This is a genomic window from Salinicola sp. NYA28a, from assembly GCF_976982775.1.
On record NZ_OZ334582.1, the window covers coordinates 2,862,554 to 2,880,425 of the forward strand.

The following is a 17,872-nucleotide window of genomic DNA, read 5'->3' on the forward strand; positions in this document are numbered from 1 at the left end:
CCGACGATTCACTGTTCAGGACCGTTCCAGGGACGGAACGGCTCCGACCCAAAGGAGACTCGCATGACGATATCCACTCGCACTGACCTGCTGCCCCTGTCACGCCGGCCCACCAGCCGATTCATACCGGGCCTGGCTTCGGCCCTGGTTTCGGCCATCATGCTGACCGCCTGCGCCGGCCAGGGTACCCAGGACATGCAAACCGTCGCCGCCCAGGATCGGGCGCTGTTTGCCCATCGCTACGTCGAGTCGATGCCTTCGACCGACTGGAACCGCATGGAATACATCCGCAATCTGCAGGCCGAGGGCCAGAGCCTGAAAGCCATCGAACTGCTCAAGCCCATGGCACGGACGCACCCCGAAGCCCTTTACGAGCTGGCGCGAATCTACGATGACGGCGCCGGCGTCCCCCGCGATCCCGAACTGGCCGTTCACTACTATCGCCAGGCCGTTCCCTATGAATTCAGCGGGCTCGACAACGCCTCGCTGAAACTGGGACGACTCTATCTCGCCGGGGACGGCGTCAAGCGGGACCCCGCCCTGGCCTGGAATCTGTTCCAGCAGGCCATCGACCACGACGGCAACCCCAGCGCTCGCATCGAGGTCGCCGAGATGCAGCTGGCAGGCGAAGGCGTGCCGCGTGATGTCGATGCCGCCCGCGAACAGCTGGAAAAGGCAGCGGCCCAGAACGAGCCGCGCGCGCTCGAGAAACTGGCCGCAAACTATGCCGCCGGCGGTGCTTTCGGCAACGACCCGAGCCGGGCACGGGCCTATGCCGAGCGTTATGCGCAGGCAATGACCTCGCGCGCCGAGAGCGGCGATGTCGATGCCATGCTCGCGCTGTCGCGACTCTACGCCGAAGATGGCCTGCTGCCCCAACCCGAGCGTCAGCAACAGTGGTTGAACCGGGCAGCCGAAAGCGGCGACCCGCAAGCGCTGGCCGCCGCCGGCCATCTGCTGCTCGACCGGCAGGATCCCTCCGAAGGCCTGAGCATGCTCGAACGCGCAGCGCAAACCGGCAACGTGGATGCCGCCTACTGGCTGGGTCAGGCTTATCTGGGCGAAGGCCAGGTCGAAGCCGATCCGGCGCTCGCCGAAAAGTGGCTGACCAAAGCCTCGGAGCAGGGCCAGCTCGACGCCACGCGCAGCCTGGGGCAAGCCCATTTCGACGGCGTGGTGTTATCCGAAGATCCCCAGCGAGGCATTCAACTGCTGGAGCAAGCCGCACAGCACAACGATGCCTACGCCCTCGCCCTGCTGGGCAACATCTATCTCGATAGCGACAAGGTCCAGGCCCAGCCGCAGCGCGGCGTCGAGTATCTCAAGCGCGCCAATCGGCTCGGCCATCCTTACGCCACCGCTCGCCTGGGCGAGGCTTATCTCAAGGGGGAAGGCATGCCCGCCGACCCGGTTCAGGGCGTTGCGCTGCTGACTGACGCTGCCAATCAGAAACAGAGCGGCGCCGCACGGGCCCTGGGCATCGCCTACATGGATGGCACCGGCCTACAGCGTGATCCGGCCAAGGCGCAACAGTGGCTGAGCCGTGCCGTCGAACAGGATCCCACCGACACCACCTCGAAGACGCGGCTCGGCCAAGGTTACCTGGAGGGCAAGCTCCCCGGTGCCAGCCGCCAGGGCGTGAAACTGCTCGAAGAAGCCGCTGATCAAGGTGACGACTACGCCATGGTGGTGCTCGGTCGCGCCTACCGCGAGGGCGTCGGCGTGCCGCCGAACCTGAACCGCTCGGAACTGTGGCTTCAGCGGGCCGCGCGTGCGGGCCACCCATCGGCACGACAGGCGTTGGCACGTACCTACCGTGCCAGCGGCGAGCAAGGCAATATCGAAGACCTGATCCGCGCTGCCAATATGGGCGAAGTCCCCGCCATGGCGGATCTGGGCCGGGCCTATCTACGCGGACAGGGCGTCCGCGCCAGCTACGCCAGCGCGCGCCAATGGCTGACGAAAGCCGCCGATGCAGGTCATCCCGGCGCGACGGCCTCGCTTGGCCAGATGTATGCGGAAGGATTGGGGGTCGGCGTCAACAAGAGGCGCGCCGCAGGCTATTTCGAACAAGCGATCGCCGCCGGCCATGTCGGAGCCCAGGCCGATCTCGGTCAAATGCTGCTGACCGGCGATGGCATCCCCGCCGACCCGCAACGCGGCGTCCGACTGCTGACCCGCGCGGCCAACGCTGGACATGGTTCTGCCGGCGTGACGCTCGGCGAAGCCTATCTCAACGGCAATGGCGTCACCGCGGACCCGGAGCGTGGCGTGCGCTATCTCTCCCGGGCAGCGGAACGCGGTGACGACAACGCCCAGCGCGTCCTGGGGCTGGCCTATCTCGAAGGCAACGGCGTCGATCCGGACGCCGACGAAGCCGTGAGCTGGCTCTCCCGCTCGGCGAGCAATGGCAATGCCTCCGCGCAAGCGGCGCTGGGCTCGGCCTATCTCGAAGGCCAGGGTGGCGTCACTCAGGACATCGACAAGGGCAAGCAACTGCTGACCGCCGCCGCCGAGACTGGCCACGCCGGCGCCGAGGCCGCACTCGGACGCGCCTATCTCAGCGGAGAGGTACTGCCGCGGGATCCCCACAAGGGCGCGGAACTGCTGGTCGATGCCGCACGTCAGGGGCACCGCTCCGCTCGCATCTCACTGGCTCAGGCCTTTCTGCAAACGCGGGGCGTCGAGTTCGTCAATCAGCAGCAGGCGATGATCTGGCTCGACGGTGTCATGGAAGGCGACAGCGAAACCGCGATCGATACCCTCCAGGACCTGCTGGAGAATCCCGAGGCGGCTACCGCTGCCGGGGATGCATCCTCCACATGATCCGATATCGCCGACGACAGGCGCTGGCACTGGTACTCACCGCGCTGACACTCCCGATGCTGGCGCCGGTGGCAACAGCTGGAACCACGATCCCCCAGGCCGCGACGGACATCGCGGCTTCGGCCGTCATCGACCGAGCCGAGAGCGAACGCCGGAAACCGCTCTACAGCGTGGTGAACAAAACCCGGCTACCGGCCAGCGAAGACGCACACGATTACTTCAGCTTTGCGCCCTACTGGTGGCCGGACCCGGACAGTGATGACGGCCTGCCCTATGTGCGGCGTGATGGCGAATACAACGAAGCGACGCTCGGCGATGCAACCGACAAGCAGCGGTTGATCGATTTCATCGACACCGTCAACGTGCTCTCCTGGAGTTACCGCCTCACCGGTGACGAGCGCTATGCCCAACGTGCCGTGGCGCAACTACGCCACTGGTTCATTGCTCCCGAGACACGGATGGCGCCTAACCTGCGCTACGCCCAGGCCATACCGGGACGGGTCGAAGGGCGTGGAATCGGCATCATCGAAAGTCGGCTGCTGATCGGCCTATCCGATTCGATCCGGCACCTGAAGCCCTCCCCCGCGCTGACCGACGAAACGTTCGGCCAACTGAAACAGTGGTACGGCGACTATCTGGACTGGATGCTGACGAGCGAGAACGGCCGGAAGGAACACGCCAAGCGCAACAACCACGGCACCTGGTACGATGCGCAGGTCGTGGCCTTTGCCCGCTTCGTCGATCGCCCGGCACTGGCCAAGCGCCAGCTGCATGAAGTGCTGGACCGCCTGGAGACGCAGTTCGAACCCGACGGGCGCCAACCGCTGGAGCTGGAGCGCACCCGCCCATGGCACTATGCCAATTTCAATCTGGCAGCCTGGTCAGTACTGCTTCGCGAAGCTTCGGCGCTAGGGCTGACCTGGCCCGAGGAGGAAGCGGACCGGGCGCGTCTGGCCGCCGCCTACCGCTGGGTCGCCGATCATGCGGCTAATCCCGATGACTGGTCGTATCAGGAACTTCACGGTTTCGATTCCGCCATTGCGCTCCCCAACCTGGTGATGGCAGCGCGTCATCATCTGCTGCGAGACGACAGCTTGTTGCAAGACAATAGCCTGCTGCAAGACAAGGGCCGTATCGGACCGCTCTTCCAGCGCTGGGTACAGGACCCTGATCGTGACTCGGCCATGGCGGCAACGGCGTTGCTGTCATTGGCGAAGAGGCCCACTCCCCTCCCTTGAACGAAGATGGCCCGCTGCCAGGGCAGCGGGCCATCTTCTGTCATCGATCGACTGCTCCACCGACCGACTGTTTCACCGATCGATGACTTCACCGTCCGATTGCTTCGACGAGCGGCTCAGCGCGAGCGATCAATCAAACGGGTTGCGCAGCACGATCGTCTCGTTACGGTCGGGGCCGGTAGAGATGATATCGATCGGCGTACCGACTTCTTCTTCCAGGAAGGCGATATACGCGCGCGCATTCGCCGGTAGATCCTCGACGCTACGCACCCCGATGGTGGATTCGTTCCAGCCCGGCAGATCGTGATAGAGCGGCTCGATCACTTCGTACCCTTCGGAATCGACCGGGTTGTCGATGGTTTCGCCATCCTTGCTGCGATAGCCGACGCAGACGCGGATATTCTCGAGCCCGTCGAGCACATCGAGCTTGGTCAGGCAGATGCCGGAGACCGAGTTGATCTGCACCGCGTGACGCAGCGCCACGGCGTCGAACCAGCCGCAGCGACGCGCGCGGCCAGTGGTTGCCCCGAACTCGTGCCCTTTCTCGGCGAGGTGCCGGCCGAACTCATCGAACAGCTCGGTGGGAAACGGGCCGGAGCCGACACGCGTGGTGTAGGCCTTGGTGATGCCCAGCACGTAGTCGAGGTAAAGCGGGCCGACCCCGGAGCCGGTCGCCGTGCCGCCAGCGGTCGTGTTGGAGCTAGTGACATAGGGGTAGGTACCGTGGTCGATATCCAGCAACGAGCCCTGAGCGCCCTCGAACAGGATATTCTCGCCGGACTTGCGGATATCGTGGACCAGGGAGACCGTGTCGCAGACCATGGGGCGCAGCTCTTCGGCAAAGCCCATCGCCTGATCCAGCACTTCCTGGAAGTCGACGGCCGGTTCACCGTGATAGCGGGTCAACACGAAGTTGTGATAATCGAGCACCTCGCCCAGCTTGGAGGCGAAACGTTCACGGTGCAGGATGTCGCCCAGGCGCAGGCCGCGACGCGCGACCTTGTCTTCGTAGGCCGGTCCGATGCCGCGTCCGGTCGTGCCGATCTTGGCAATGCCGCGAGCCTTTTCACGCGCCTGGTCGAGGCGCACGTGGTAAGGCAGGATCAGAGGACAGGCCGGCGACAGACGCAGACGCTCGCGCACCGGCACGCCCTTGGCCTCCAGCTCCTTGATCTCCTCCATCAACGCTTCCGGCGACAGCACGACGCCATTGCCGATCACGCAGATCTTGTCGTCGCGCAACACGCCGGAAGGAATCAGATGCAGAACCGTCTTCTCGCCGTCGATCACCAGCGTATGGCCGGCATTGTGCCCGCCCTGGAATCGCACCACGGCACTGGCGGACTCGGTCAACAGGTCGACGACCTTGCCCTTGCCCTCATCGCCCCACTGAGTACCCAATACGACTACGTTCTTGCCCATTGCTCTCGTCTCTTGATCAACCCGTCGCGATCCGGTCGTTCGTCGCGATCCATTTGCTGTATCCACGCTGGCGTCTGTGAACAGGTTCTGACAGCGTTGGCTCAATTCAGCGGCTCGATACGCCACTCGCCATCCTGAAGCACCAGATGACGATTGCAGCGGTGTGACTCGGGACCGGTCCGCTGGTCGGGCAGCGCCTGGATCACGCGCTCTCCCTGGGCCCGTAGCCGATTGATGGTCTCATTGAGCGCGGCGTCCGTCTGGTTCGGTGCCCAGATGCCATTGGTTGGCGGCTCTCGTTCGGCCAAGGTCGCCAGTTGCTTGAGATCCATGGAAAATCCAGTGGCCGGGCGAGCACGGCCAAAGGCCTGGCCGGTATCGTCGTAACGGCCGCCCTTGCTCAACGCCTGGCCGTATCCCGGCACGTAGGCGGCGAACACCATCCCGGTGTGGTACTGGTAACCGCGCAGCTCGGCGAGGTCGAAGTAGAACGATACCTCGGGATGCTCGGCAACGACGCCGCGATGCAGCCGCATCAACTGATCGAGCGCGTCCAGAACGGCTCCCGGCGCCTCGGCCAATACCTGCTGGGCATGTTCCAGAATCTCCGCCCCGCCATGCAACCGCGGGAGTTCGCTGAGCATCCGCGCGAGTTTGGAGTCCCCGACATTGGCGGCCACCAGTTCGTCGATGACAATGTAAGCCTTGCGTTCGATGGCATCGAACAGCGCTCGTTCGACGTCATCGCTCCAGTCGACGGCACGTACCAGCTCGCGGTAGATCGCAGTATGGCTCAGCGCCAGGTGGATCTCCTTGGCGCCCGCCGCCTCGAGGCTGGAAAGCGCCAGCCTCAACACTTCGATATCGGCATCCAGCCCAGCGTGGCCGAAGAGCTCGACGCCAACCTGCATGGGGCTGCGGCCGCCCTGATGCTTGTCGGCCTTGGCCCGTAGCACCGTCGTGCAATAGCACAGACGCACGGGACCCTGACGCTTCAGCGAATGGGCATCCATGCGCGCGACCTGAGGCGTCACATCGGCGCTGGCGCCCATCATTCGTCCGGTCAACTGATCGGTCAGCTTGAACGTCTGCAGATCCAGATCGGTGCCGGTACCGGTCAGCAGCGAATCGAGAAATTCGACCGGCGGCGGCATGACCAGGTCGTAGCCCCAGCGGTCGTACAGGTCGAGCAGCGTCCGACGCAACTCCTCCATCCGGGTTGCCTGCGGCGGCAATACTTCATCCATGCCGTCGGGTAGCAACCAGCGGTCAGCGATCGTCATGAGCTTTTCCTGCCCAGCGGTAATTCGGTAAAGATCGGAGGCAAAGACCAGCTTCGCCATCCCGTGATAGTTGCAGCCGGAGCGCTGCGAGGCGGGTGCATTGCGCAAAGACTTGATCGTATGAAGACGTGATTGCGCAAAAACAGGCCGCACAAAAAAGCCGGGCTAAACCCGGCTAGGCAATAGTACCACGAAACGCCCGCGGGGAAATCCCGCGGGCGTTCGATTTCCTAGATGGCGGTGTCATTCATCCGCTCGACCCTCATGGCGCCGGAGCCTCGGCAGGCGTCGCGTCCTTCAGGTAGCGGAAGAAGTCGCTGTCGTTCGGGCTCAACACCAGCAGATCCTTCCCTTCGCCGTTGAAGCTGTCGCGATAGGCCTGCAGCGTACGATAGAACGAGAAGAAGTCCGGTGCCTGCTGATAAGCGCTGGCATAGATCTGCGCTGCCTGGGCATCACCCTCACCGCGCGTGGTCTCCGCTTCCTGGCGACCGTTGGCGAGGATTTCCTGGCGCTGACGATCGGCGTCGGCACGAATCGCCTCGGCCTGCTGGGAACCTTCCGCACGATAGGTCCTCGCCGCCTGCTCCCGCTCCGAATTCATGCGCTCGTAAACTGCCTGAGTCACCTCGGGGGGCAGCTCGATCCGTTTGACGCGAATATCGAGGATATGGACACCCAACTCGTCGCGCATCGCCTGGTCGAGCTGCTGTACCGGCTCGACCATCAGCTCTTCCCGAGCCCCTTCGACGGTATCGGCACCCTTGTCCTCGCCGACCAGTTCCTGATTGTCGCTCTCTGCCGCGATTCGTTCCTGGATGATCGAGGACATCTCGGTCTGGCCGAACTTGTTACGCAATGCTTCGTCGGTTCGCGGCGCGATCAGGTTCTCGGCGACCTGGATGTTGCCACGCGTGGCCTCGTAGAACTGCCGAGGATCGGCGATCTTCCACTTCACGAACGAGTCGACGATCACCGCCTTGGAGTCCGCCGTCAGATAACGGGTCGCGCTGGAATCGACCGTCTGCACGCGCACGTCGAAGATACGCACCGTGTTGAATACCGGCAGCTTGAAGTGCAGTCCCGGGCCGATGTTGTTTTCGATCACCTCACCGAAACGCAGCTTGATGGCCCGTTCTGTCTCGTTGACGACGTAGAAACTGGCACTGGCAAACCAGGCCAGCAATGCCAGGATGATGACGCCAATCAGGGCGCGATTATTAAACATTAGCGACCCTCCCGCAGGCTGGAACTACGTGTCGGCTGCTGCGAGCCACTGTTCATCTGATCGATCACCTGCCGTGAAATCTGTTCAAGCTGTTGCATGCTCATCGACGACGAGTCGCTTTGGCTGCTGTTGCCACCGGCCTGCATCTGATTGAGCGGCAGCACGGTCACGGCATTGCCGTCACCCAGATCGACGAGCGCCTTGGGCGTCTTGCTCAGCACATCGCTCATGGTCTCGAGATAGAGACGCTGACGCGTCACGTCCGGCGCCTGCCGATATTCGCTCAGCAGCGAATTGAAGCGGTTGGTCTGACCGATGGCATCGGATACCGAAGCAGCCTTGTAGCCATTGGCTTCCTCGATGAGACGCTGCTTCTGACCCTTGGCCTCGAGAACGACGGCCTGGCTATAGGCATTGGCCTGGTTGATCGAGCGCTGACGCTCCTCCCGGGCACGGATGACGTCGTCGAAGGCGTCCTGGACCTGATCCGGCGGCGCGGTCGATTCGACGTTGACCGTCTGCAGACGCAAACCGGTACCGTAAGCTTCCATATAGGCCGTCAACCGCTCGAAGACCCGCTGCCCCAGCCGATCACGACCGGTGGTCAGGATTTCCTGCAGGTGCATGTTGCCCACTTCCTGGCGCAAGGCCGAGTCCATGGCGTTCTGCAGCGTCATCTCAGGCTCGTTGACGTTGACCAGAAACGCATGCGAATCGCTCACCACATACTGCGCCGAGACGCTGACGCGAACGATGTTCTCGTCGCTGGTCAGCATCGAATCCGTCTGCGTCGCAGAGCGGATGCTGGTCACGTTGACGTTATCCACGCGATCGATGATCGGCGGATTCCAGTGCAGACCGGGATTCAAGGTATCGGTGTACTTGCCGAGCCGGAACACCACACCGCGCTCGGACTGATCGATCAAATGGAAACCGGACCCGGCCCAGATCACGACCGCAACGATCAATACCAGAATCGGCAATATGAATGGGTTGCGCTTGCCACCGGCACCATTGCTGCCGCTGGAACCATCGCCGCCAGAACCGGAACGCTTGCCGCGACCGCCCAGCAGACGATTGATCTTGTCCTGAAACTTCTTCAGCGCTTCATCGAGATCCGGTGGCCCCTGATTGCCACCGCCGTTGTTGCCACCATTACCACTCGGGCGTCGACCCCCTCCGCCGCCCCAGGGGTCCTGCTGGTTGTTGCCACCACCAGGCTCATTCCAAGCCATACCTAGTCTCCAATGATGCAGTCAAAGCGTTGCGTCAGGCCAAAGCATTACGCATGGCATCGGGAGCATGAGCCGCCGTGGCGTTGCACTGACGTGCAAAGGGCTGGTTCGGACTGATGTCGAATCCCTTGTCACCCTGCATCGCTCGGATCTGCTCGCCAGACCACGAAGCTCCCTGCGTAGTTTTCCTCACCTCAAACCCGTTCCCAATCGGCAACCGGCGTTTTTTCCGAGGTGGGCAAGTAATCGTCGGCGCGTTCGCCCAAGCGAGCCATCATCTGCATAAACTCTCGCCGGGGCAAGCGAATCTCCAGATTCGAGCGACCGTGCTCGTCGAACGTTTCGTTTTGCACGGCCTGCAACTCGTGCAGCGCCGCTCGTAGTCGACCCTGCTCGGGCGTCAGCGTCAAGCGGATATCGAGGATATCCTCGGCCAGCCATTCCCCGAGCGCTTCGCGCAGCAGTTCCAGGCCTTCGCCGTCACGCGCCGACAGCCACACGACCTGCGGGAAGCCCTGTTCGTCACGTTCGATCCGCGGCGATGTTCCCAGCAGGTCGATCTTGTTCATCACCAACAGCCGTGGCACGTCGTCAGCATCGATCTCGGCCAGCACGCTATCGACCTGAGCCACGTTGAGTTCGCGGTCCGGGTCGGCAGCGTCGATCACATGGACGATCAAGCTGGCCTCGGTCGCTTCCTGCAGCGTGGCCCGGAAGGCCTCGACCAGCTTGTGCGGCAGATGCCGGATGAAGCCGACCGTATCCGCCAGCACGACCTCGCCGACATCCGGCACGTCGAGGCGACGCAGTGTCGGATCGAGCGTGGCGAAGAGCTGATCGGCGGCGTACACCTCGGACGAGGTGATCGCATTGAACAGCGTCGATTTGCCGGCGTTGGTGTAACCCACCAGCGAAACGCTGGGGATTTCCGCCCGCGCTCTGGCGCGCCGATTCTGGTCGCGCTGCTTGCGGACCTTCTCGAGACGCTTGTGAATCGACTTGATGCGCTCACGCAGCAGGCGTCGGTCGGTCTCGAGCTGGGTCTCCCCCGGGCCACGCAGACCGATACCGCCTTTCTGGCGCTCGAGGTGGGTCCAGCCCCGCACCAGCCGGGTGGACATGTACTCGAGCTGAGCCAGTTCGACCTGGAGCTTGCCTTCGTGAGTCCGCGCGCGTTGCGCGAAGATATCGAGAATCAGCCCCGTCCGATCGAGCACACGACACTTGAGCGCACGCTCGAGGTTGCGTTCCTGGGACGGAGACAGGGCATGGTTGAAAATGACGAGTTCGGCACCGTGGGTCTCGAGTGCGGCCTTGACCTCCTCGAGCTTGCCACTGCCGATGAAAGAACGAGGGTCGGGGCGGCGCCGACTACCCTGAATCAGGGTAGCCGACTCCGCCCCGGCAGAGCGCACCAGCTCCAGGAGTTCACCCGGATCTTCGCGTTCCTGCTCGTCCTGAAAGTCCACATGGACCAGAATCGCCGTTTCGCCGGCGTCGGGACGTTCGAAAAACAATCACTACCTCTCGATTAGCTATCGAGTCCGGGTGCAGCGGTAGGATCCTGCGGCGGCAACCGGACGTTACGGGACGGCACGACCGTCGAAATGGCATGCTTGTAGACCATCTGACTGACGGTGTTGCGCAACAGGATGACGAACTGATCGAACGACTCGATCTGTCCCTGCAACTTGATGCCGTTGACCAGAAAAATGGAAACCGGGATGCGCTCCTTGCGCAGAATGTTCAGGTACGGATCCTGAAGGGACTGTCCTTTGGACATGTTGCTCTCCCTAATACTGTTATGAGTAGTGCTGTTTTAGTTGGGCGGCGATTCGTTCTGACTCGGCATCACACCGGCGGCATCGCAACGCCGCGAGTATAGGTCTGGACGAAGCCCGCCATTTTACGCTAACTGCCGTGGTCACGCACGATTTTCGCAATCCGCTCGCCCACATCCGGCGCGCAGCTATCCACCCAATGAAGATCGGGCCAGCGCCGCAACCAGGTCAACTGCCGCTTGGCCAACTGGCGCGTGGCGGCAATGCCTCGTTCACGCAGTTCACCGCGATCATAGGCCCCATTGAGGTACTCCCATGCCTGCCGATAACCGACGCTCTTCATCGACGGCAGATCCGCATGGAGGTCGCCGCGCTGTTTCAATGTAGACACTTCTGACACGAATCCTCCAGCGAGCATGGCATCGAAGCGCCGGGCGATACGCGCATGCAGGACATGACGCTCGGCAGGCGCGAGAGCTATGGACAACAATCGCCACGGAAAGTTTTCACGCTGCTGGTGCTGCCAGTGCTCGGAGAGCGGTACACCGCTCAGCCGATAGACTTCTAGCGCACGGATCAGGCGCTGACGATTGCGCGGATGGATGGCAGCGGCGGCCTGCGGATCGACCTCGGCGAGCTCCGCATGCAGCGCCTCGAAGCCCTCGCGCTCGCCGCGCTGACGGAGCTGTTCGCGCGTGACCGGGTCCGCCCCGGGCATGGTCGCGACGCCTTCGACCAGGCGCTTGGCGTACATCATCGTGCCACCCACCAGCAGCGGCGTTTTGCCGCAGGCCGTGATCGCCTTCATTTCACGCAGCGCATCGAGACGAAAGTCTGCGGCGGTATAGACCTCGGCCGGATCGCGAATGTCGATCAGACGATGCGGCGCCGCTGCCAGTTCTTCCCGGGACGGCTTGGCCGTGCCGATATCCATGCCGCGATAGACCATCGCCGAGTCGACACTGATCAGTTCCGCGTCGAAGCGCCGATGCAGCGCAATCGCGCTGTCGGTCTTGCCGGCGGCCGTCGGTCCGAGCAGCAGGATCGCCAGCGGACGATCATCCCGCCTCGAGCCACCGTGCTCTCTCGGACCAAAAGATTCGTCGTGCATGCGACCATCGTTTTCGTTCACAGACATCCTCGTTCACTGGCCGCGAAGGAACAGCTTGTCGAGCTGCGCCATCGACATTTCGGTCCAGGTGGGGCGCCCGTGATTGCACTGCCCGCTACGCTCGGTACGTTCCATGTCGCGCAGCAGCGCATTCATCTCGGGCAGCGTCAGCAGGCGATTGGCGCGCACGCTGCCGTGGCAGGCCATGGTGCTGAGCAGCTCGTTGATCCGGGTCTCGAGACGGTCCGAACGCCCGAAGCGCTCGAGATCGCCGAGCATGTCCCGTATCAGCGGCTCGATATCCGCATCCGCCAGCAGTGCCGGTACCTGGCGGATCAGCAGCGTCTCGGGGCCGGCGGCGTCGAGCACCACACCTAGCCGGGCAAAGGCCTCCCGCTCCTGATCGGCGACTTCGGCTTCACCAGCGCTGACCGCCATGGAGACCGGCACCAGCAGCGGCTGTGCATCGAGCGCGCCGGCATGAATCTGCTGCTTCATGCGTTCGTAGACGATCCGTTCGTGGGCGGCATGCATGTCGACGATGACCATCCCGCGCTCGGTCTGGGACAGAATGTAGACACCGTGCAGCTGCGCCACGGCATAGCCCAACGGCGGCGCTTGGGTATCGTCCTGGGTTTTGATATCAGCGGCTAGCGTCGTCACTGCCGCCGCCGGGCGCTCCCGAAGCGCCACATCGGCCGCCTCGCCCCCCGGGGCACCAGCGCGACCATCACGCGGCGTCAGGAGTGACGACTCGTGCTCCGGATGCAGCGCGTGGTAGCCGGCCATGAATTCGCGAATGCGTTGGGCGCCCGGCCGACCCTGTTCCGGCTGGCCTCCGCCGGCCGCATGCTGCCCGGCCAGCGGCATGTGCTGTTGCTGCCAGCTGGGCGAATCGTAGGCCGCCGCGGGATAGGCTTGCCCCTCGGACGGTTGCCGAGCTGGCGCGCCGGTCTCGTCGCCGGCCGCTTCACCCGCCGGCTCCGCGCCCTTCCCTTCCGTCGTCGCCCCGTTGGGCTTCACCGATGCCAGCGCGCGATGCAGGCTCGAGAACAGGAAATCATGAACCAGGCGGCCGTCGCGAAAGCGCACTTCATGCTTGGTCGGATGCACGTTGACGTCCACCACCCGCGGATCGAGCTCGAGATAGAGCACGAACACCGGATGCCGGCCATGGAACATCACGTCGCGATAGGCCTGGCGAATGGCGTGGGCGACCAGGCGATCCCTGACGATGCGGCCATTGACGAAGAAGTACTGCTGATCGGCCTGCGCACGGGAGTAGGTCGGCTCGCCGACCCAGCCCCACAGCCGGAGCCCCGTGGCCTCCAGGTCGACGTGCAGGGCCTCGTTCAGGAAGCGCTTGCCCAGCATTGCACCGATACGCCGCTCCCGACCGGCCTGATCCGCAGCCACGCCAGGCAGCTGATGGACGACCTTCTGGTTGTGACGCAGCAGCCAGGTAATATCGAAACGGGACAACGCCAGACGCCGAAAGGCCTCCTCGACGTGACCGAATTCGGTCTTCTCGGTGCGCAGGAACTTGCGCCGCGCCGGCGTGTTGAAGAACAGATCATGGACCAGCACCGAAGTGCCACGAGGATGCGGCGCTGGCGTGACCCGCGGCTCCATCTGGCGCCCTTCGGCGACCACTCGCCAGCCGCCGGCGGGATCTTCGTTGGCGTTGGAGATCAGCTCGAGGCGCGATACCGAGCTGATCGACGCCAGTGCCTCGCCGCGGAAGCCCAGGCTGGAGACATCCTCGAGATCGTCGAGCGAGGCGATCTTGCTGGTAGCGTGCCGGGATAGCGCCAACGGCAGGTCGCCTTCGCCGATGCCGACGCCATCGTCACGCACACGGATCAACCGTGAGCCGCCCGCTTCGAGCTCGACCTCGATACGCTGGCTGCCGGCGTCGATGGCGTTTTCGACGATCTCCTTGACCACCGAGGCCGGCCGCTCGACCACCTCCCCCGCGGCGATTTGGTTGGCCAGGCGGGGATCGAGAATGCGAATGCGTGATACCTCGGTCATCGACACTCTCCTGCCGCTATCGTATAGAAAGCCTTGGAGACACTCATGGAATGGTCAACACCTGCCCTACCCGCAAGATGTCACTGTCCAGCCCATTGGCCTGCTTCAGCGCCTTCATGCTGATGTTATGGCTGGCCGCTACCTGGGACAACGAATCGCCTCTCTGGACGCGATACTCGTTGCCGGCGCTGCCGCGTCCCTGATCACGCTGCCAGGCCAGCAGGCTCGAGGGCGGCGGATGCTGGCGGAAATGGGCCACGATGCCGTCGTAGATCGCCTGGGCCAGCTTGGCCTGGTGTGCCGACGACTTTAGCTGCGCCTCTTCGCGCGGGTTGGAGATGAAGCCGGTCTCGACCAGCAGCGACGGGATGTCCGGCGATTTCAGCACCACGAAGCCCGCCTGCTCGACGCTCGACTTGTGCAGCTTGTTGATCCGCCCCAGTCGATCGAGCACCTGCCCGCCAGTCGCCAGCGAATCGTTCATCGTCGCGGTCATCGTCAGATCGAGCAGCACGCCGCGCAGCACTTCATCCTTGTCGTCGAGGCTCAAGTTGCCGTCGACGCCCCCGATCAGGTCGGACTGGTTTTCGCTCGCCGCCAGCCAGCGTGCGGTTTCCGATGTTGCCCCGCCCTGGGATAGCGCGTAGACCGAACTACCATAGGGCTGGCTACTGCGAACCGCATCGGCATGAACCGAGACGAAGAAGTCCGCCTTCTGCTGTCGGGCGATCAGGGTGCGCTGACGCAAGCCGACGTAATAGTCGCCATCGCGGGTCAGGAACGCCTTGAACCCCGGCGTCTGATCGAAACGCTGCTTCACCTTGCGCGCGATCTGGAGCACGACATCCTTTTCTTGAGTATTGTGAGGACCGGTTGCTCCCGGATCTTCACCACCGTGACCGGCATCGACGGCGATGATGATGTCCCGCTTGGGATGCGGCTGCGCCTCGACGGCGGAAGCCACCGTTTCGGCTTCCTGCGGCTTGCCTTCGGCGACGGCTTCGGTTTGTGCTCGTTGCGCAGCGATCTCCTGATCGCGAATCATTGCCTCGATAGGATCGATGGGATCCTTGACCGCGCTGGCGCCGGGATAGTCGAGATCCACCACCAGACGGTCGCTGTACTGTTCATTGGGCGGCAGCGTGAAGCTCTTGGGCACGACAGAGCGATTGACGTCGAGCACGACGCGCAATCCGCCGCTTTCCCGCACGCCGGTCCGCACCTTCGAAATGGCACTGTCGTCCAGGTCGAGCTTGTCGGGGTCGAAATCCAGATCGGTACTGTCGAGGTCGATGACGACACGATCGGGATTGTCGAGGGTGAAGATATTGGCATTGACCGGTCCCGACATGTCGAACACCAGCCTGACGTGGTCCGGAGCCGACCACAGCCGCATGTTGTCCACCTCGACGGCTTGCGCCTGTGCGGCGGTCCCGAGGCAGCAGACAGAAATCAGTCCGGCCAGCCCGCGGCGCCCAAAGCCCTTGCGCATGACCGGCCAGACGCGCACGACCATTCCCGACAGCAGGAATGCGGCATGACACAGGATGGCGACAAGATTCCATAACGACTCACGACCGGGCCGGGCGTCATGAGGCGCCTGTTGCACTTCTGTCAGCATTCATCTTCCTTGTGACTCACGGGTTCCTCACCGCTCATCGAATCGCGCAGCCCCGCCGGCAGCTGCGTCAGCGCGGCACTTCCGTGTTCGCTGTACGCGATGCCCCAGGCGACCCGGCCCGAGGCATGGACCCGGAGGTGTATCTCGAGATCGGGCGTGGGTAGCCAGCCGACGCCGCGGCTTGGCCACTCGATCAGACAGAGCGCGTCGTCACCCATCATGTCGCGGGCACCGATGAACTCGAGCTCCTCGGGATCGCCCAGGCGGTAAAGGTCAAAATGGTAGATTCGGGCCGATGCAGTCTCGTAGGGCTCGACCAGCGTGTAGGTCGGGCTCTTGACGGCGCCAACATGGCCATAGGCGCGCAGGATGCCCCGGGCCAGCGTGGTCTTGCCGGCGCCAAGATCGCCGATCAGGTGGACCTGACCGCGTCCGGCCAGCGCTCGGCCCAGGGATTCGCCAAAGGCCACCTGGGCGGCTTCATCGCTAAGTGTGATCGGCATGACTCGAGACAGGTTGAGGGTTGGCCAAAGTTCGCGCATAGGATGCCAGATCAGTCGCCAGCAAACCACGCTCGCCGGCATCCAGCGCTGCAGCATCCGCTGCCAGGGCGTGGAGCAGCACGCCGATTCTCGCTGCCTCGCCGAGCGACTCGAGCTGTCCGGCGAGCCCCGCGATGATGCCGGTCAACGCATCGCCCATGCCGCCGCTGGCCATGCCCGGATTGCCGAACGGGCAGAGTGTGAGCCGCTCGCCGTCGTAGACCAGCGTGCCCGCCCCCTTGAGCACGATGGTACCGCCCCAGCGCCGATGCAGGGCGATGACGGCGTCGCGTCGGTCCCGCTGGACGTCGGCGGTGGAAGTGCCCAGCAGGCGCCCCGCTTCGCCGGGGTGCGGCGTCAGTATCCAGTCGTCTCGACGGCCCTTGTGTTCGTCACGCGCCAGCAGGTTGAGGCCGTCGGCATCGATGATGCAGGGCTTGCCGGCATCGAGCGCACTCTGCAACGCGGCCAGGCCCCAGGCACCAGTGCCGATTCCCGGCCCCACGGCCACGACATCGGCCGCCTCGACCATCGGCTCGAGATCCGGCGCTCCACGCGCGCCTCGTGCCATGATCTCGGGAAAGCGGGTCAGGCTGGCCGAGACATGAGCGGCATCGGTGGCGAGGCTCACCTTGCCGGCACCGACACGCGCCACCATCTCGCTGGTCATCAGTGCCGCGCCGCCCATGCCCGGCGCGCCGGCGATCACCAGCACATGGCCATGAGCTCCCTTGTGGCTATTGGGCGTTCGCGGCGGCAGCGCCGCCGCCAGATCCTCGCGCGCCTGGCGCCAGGCCACCGGCACGATATCGCCATGCCGTAGTGGATCGACGCCGAGCGAGGCATAGACGATATCGCCAACCCTGTCGAGCGCCGCTCCGGTATGCAGACCGAACTTGTCGCCGATGAAGGTGATCGTCAGCGTGGCCCTGATCGCCTCGGCCTCGACATGGCCGGTATCGACATCGACCCCGGACGGCACGTCGACGGCCACGACCGGACGGCCGCTGGCATTGACCTCGGTGATGGCAGCGGCATAAGGCTCACGAGGCGCGCCACTGGCGCCGATGCCCAGCATCGCATCGACCATCAGCTCGCCATCCAGGGTCAGCTCGTCGTTCCAGTCGACCGCTTCGACGCCTGCCTCCGCGGCCATTGCCGCCGCCCGGCGCGCATCGCCCTCGAGTTCGGTCACCGGCTTGAGCGCGACCAGATCGACCACCAGGCCCTCGGCGGCAGCCAGTGCCGCAATGACATAACCGTCGCCGCCATTGTTACCGCCACCGCATAGCACGCAGAGACGGCGCACCTGCGGCCAGCGGGCCCGCAGCGTGTCATAAGCCGACTCGCCGGCGCGCCGCATCAATGCGAAGCTGTCGCCCTCGGCCTCGATGGTTCGGCGATCCAGCTCACGCACCTGTTCGGCCAGATAAAGCGGCCGCTGAAAAGAAGAGGCGGTCATCGTGACTCCTGTCATCTTCCGATAGAAGGTTTGCCGATGAGTGGCGCCAGAGGACGCCATACCTGCCATTCGACTGACGCTCGGCTCAT

At 64.0% G+C, this 17,872-nt stretch carries 13 protein-coding genes; 2 read left to right on the top strand and 11 right to left on the bottom strand.

Features of this window, described 5'->3' with window-relative positions; translation table 11 throughout:
- The first annotated feature begins 63 nt into the window (after nucleotides 1-63).
- Together ACWHY3_RS12895 and ACWHY3_RS12900 are read left to right on the top strand one after the other, a co-directional pair.
- The gene (locus ACWHY3_RS12895) at nucleotides 64-2,826 is read left to right on the top strand and encodes an SEL1-like repeat protein (protein WP_448126687.1); all 2,763 of its coding nucleotides are present in this window, start codon (nucleotides 64-66) and stop codon (nucleotides 2,824-2,826) included.
- Nucleotides 2,823-4,064 carry an alginate lyase family protein gene (locus ACWHY3_RS12900; RefSeq protein WP_332780000.1) on the top strand — a complete coding sequence of 414 codons (1,242 nt, stop codon included), beginning with the start codon at nucleotides 2,823-2,825 and terminating at the stop codon, nucleotides 4,062-4,064. Before ACWHY3_RS12895 ends, ACWHY3_RS12900 begins: the two co-directional genes overlap by 4 nt.
- Before the next feature lie 129 nt (nucleotides 4,065-4,193).
- Here ACWHY3_RS12900 and ACWHY3_RS12905 read toward each other — a convergent pair whose 3' ends face one another.
- The 11 genes from ACWHY3_RS12905 to ACWHY3_RS12955 all read right to left on the bottom strand — a co-directional run bounded on the left by ACWHY3_RS12905 (nucleotide 4,194) and on the right by ACWHY3_RS12955 (nucleotide 17,783).
- Complete coding sequence (locus ACWHY3_RS12905; protein WP_303853382.1) at nucleotides 4,194-5,486, bottom strand: adenylosuccinate synthase; 1,293 nt, start codon at nucleotides 5,484-5,486, stop codon at nucleotides 4,194-4,196.
- A gap of 101 nt (nucleotides 5,487-5,587) precedes the next feature.
- Nucleotides 5,588-6,769, bottom strand: coding sequence for an ATP phosphoribosyltransferase regulatory subunit (locus ACWHY3_RS12910; protein WP_087719409.1), 1,182 nt, complete (start codon nucleotides 6,767-6,769; stop codon nucleotides 5,588-5,590).
- Nucleotides 6,770-7,031: 262 nt separating this feature from the next.
- Complete coding sequence (hflC, locus tag ACWHY3_RS12915) at nucleotides 7,032-7,997, bottom strand: protease modulator HflC (protein ID WP_448126688.1); 966 nt, start codon at nucleotides 7,995-7,997, stop codon at nucleotides 7,032-7,034.
- Entirely contained in the window at nucleotides 7,997-9,232 is a 1,236-nt protein-coding gene (gene hflK / locus ACWHY3_RS12920; RefSeq protein WP_448126689.1) for an FtsH protease activity modulator HflK, read from the bottom strand. The genes hflC and hflK overlap by 1 nt, the downstream gene beginning before the upstream one ends.
- A 194-nt stretch (nucleotides 9,233-9,426) precedes the next feature.
- Nucleotides 9,427-10,749, bottom strand: a complete 1,323-nt coding sequence (gene hflX / locus ACWHY3_RS12925) for a ribosome rescue GTPase HflX (protein WP_303853376.1) — start codon at nucleotides 10,747-10,749, stop codon at nucleotides 9,427-9,429.
- A gap of 14 nt (nucleotides 10,750-10,763) precedes the next feature.
- A complete protein-coding gene (gene hfq / locus ACWHY3_RS12930; RefSeq protein ID WP_303853375.1) occupies nucleotides 10,764-11,015 on the bottom strand; it encodes an RNA chaperone Hfq in 252 nt (83 codons plus the stop codon).
- 128 nt (nucleotides 11,016-11,143) lie between these two features.
- A complete protein-coding gene (miaA, locus tag ACWHY3_RS12935; protein WP_322527763.1) occupies nucleotides 11,144-12,124 on the bottom strand; it encodes a tRNA (adenosine(37)-N6)-dimethylallyltransferase MiaA in 981 nt (326 codons plus the stop codon).
- Nucleotides 12,125-12,157: 33 nt separating this feature from the next.
- A complete protein-coding gene (gene mutL / locus ACWHY3_RS12940) occupies nucleotides 12,158-14,158 on the bottom strand; it encodes a DNA mismatch repair endonuclease MutL (protein ID WP_448126690.1) in 2,001 nt (666 codons plus the stop codon).
- Between the two features lie 43 nt (nucleotides 14,159-14,201).
- On the bottom strand, nucleotides 14,202-15,650 hold the full coding sequence (locus tag ACWHY3_RS12945; protein ID WP_448128163.1) for an N-acetylmuramoyl-L-alanine amidase: 1,449 nt from the start codon (nucleotides 15,648-15,650) through the stop codon (nucleotides 14,202-14,204).
- A gap of 122 nt (nucleotides 15,651-15,772) precedes the next feature.
- Entirely contained in the window at nucleotides 15,773-16,282 is a 510-nt protein-coding gene (tsaE, locus tag ACWHY3_RS12950; protein ID WP_448126691.1) for a tRNA (adenosine(37)-N6)-threonylcarbamoyltransferase complex ATPase subunit type 1 TsaE, read from the bottom strand.
- A complete protein-coding gene (locus tag ACWHY3_RS12955) occupies nucleotides 16,266-17,783 on the bottom strand; it encodes an NAD(P)H-hydrate dehydratase (RefSeq protein ID WP_448126692.1) in 1,518 nt (505 codons plus the stop codon). Before ACWHY3_RS12955 ends, tsaE begins: the two co-directional genes overlap by 17 nt.
- Nucleotides 17,784-17,872: the final 89 nt, after the last annotated feature.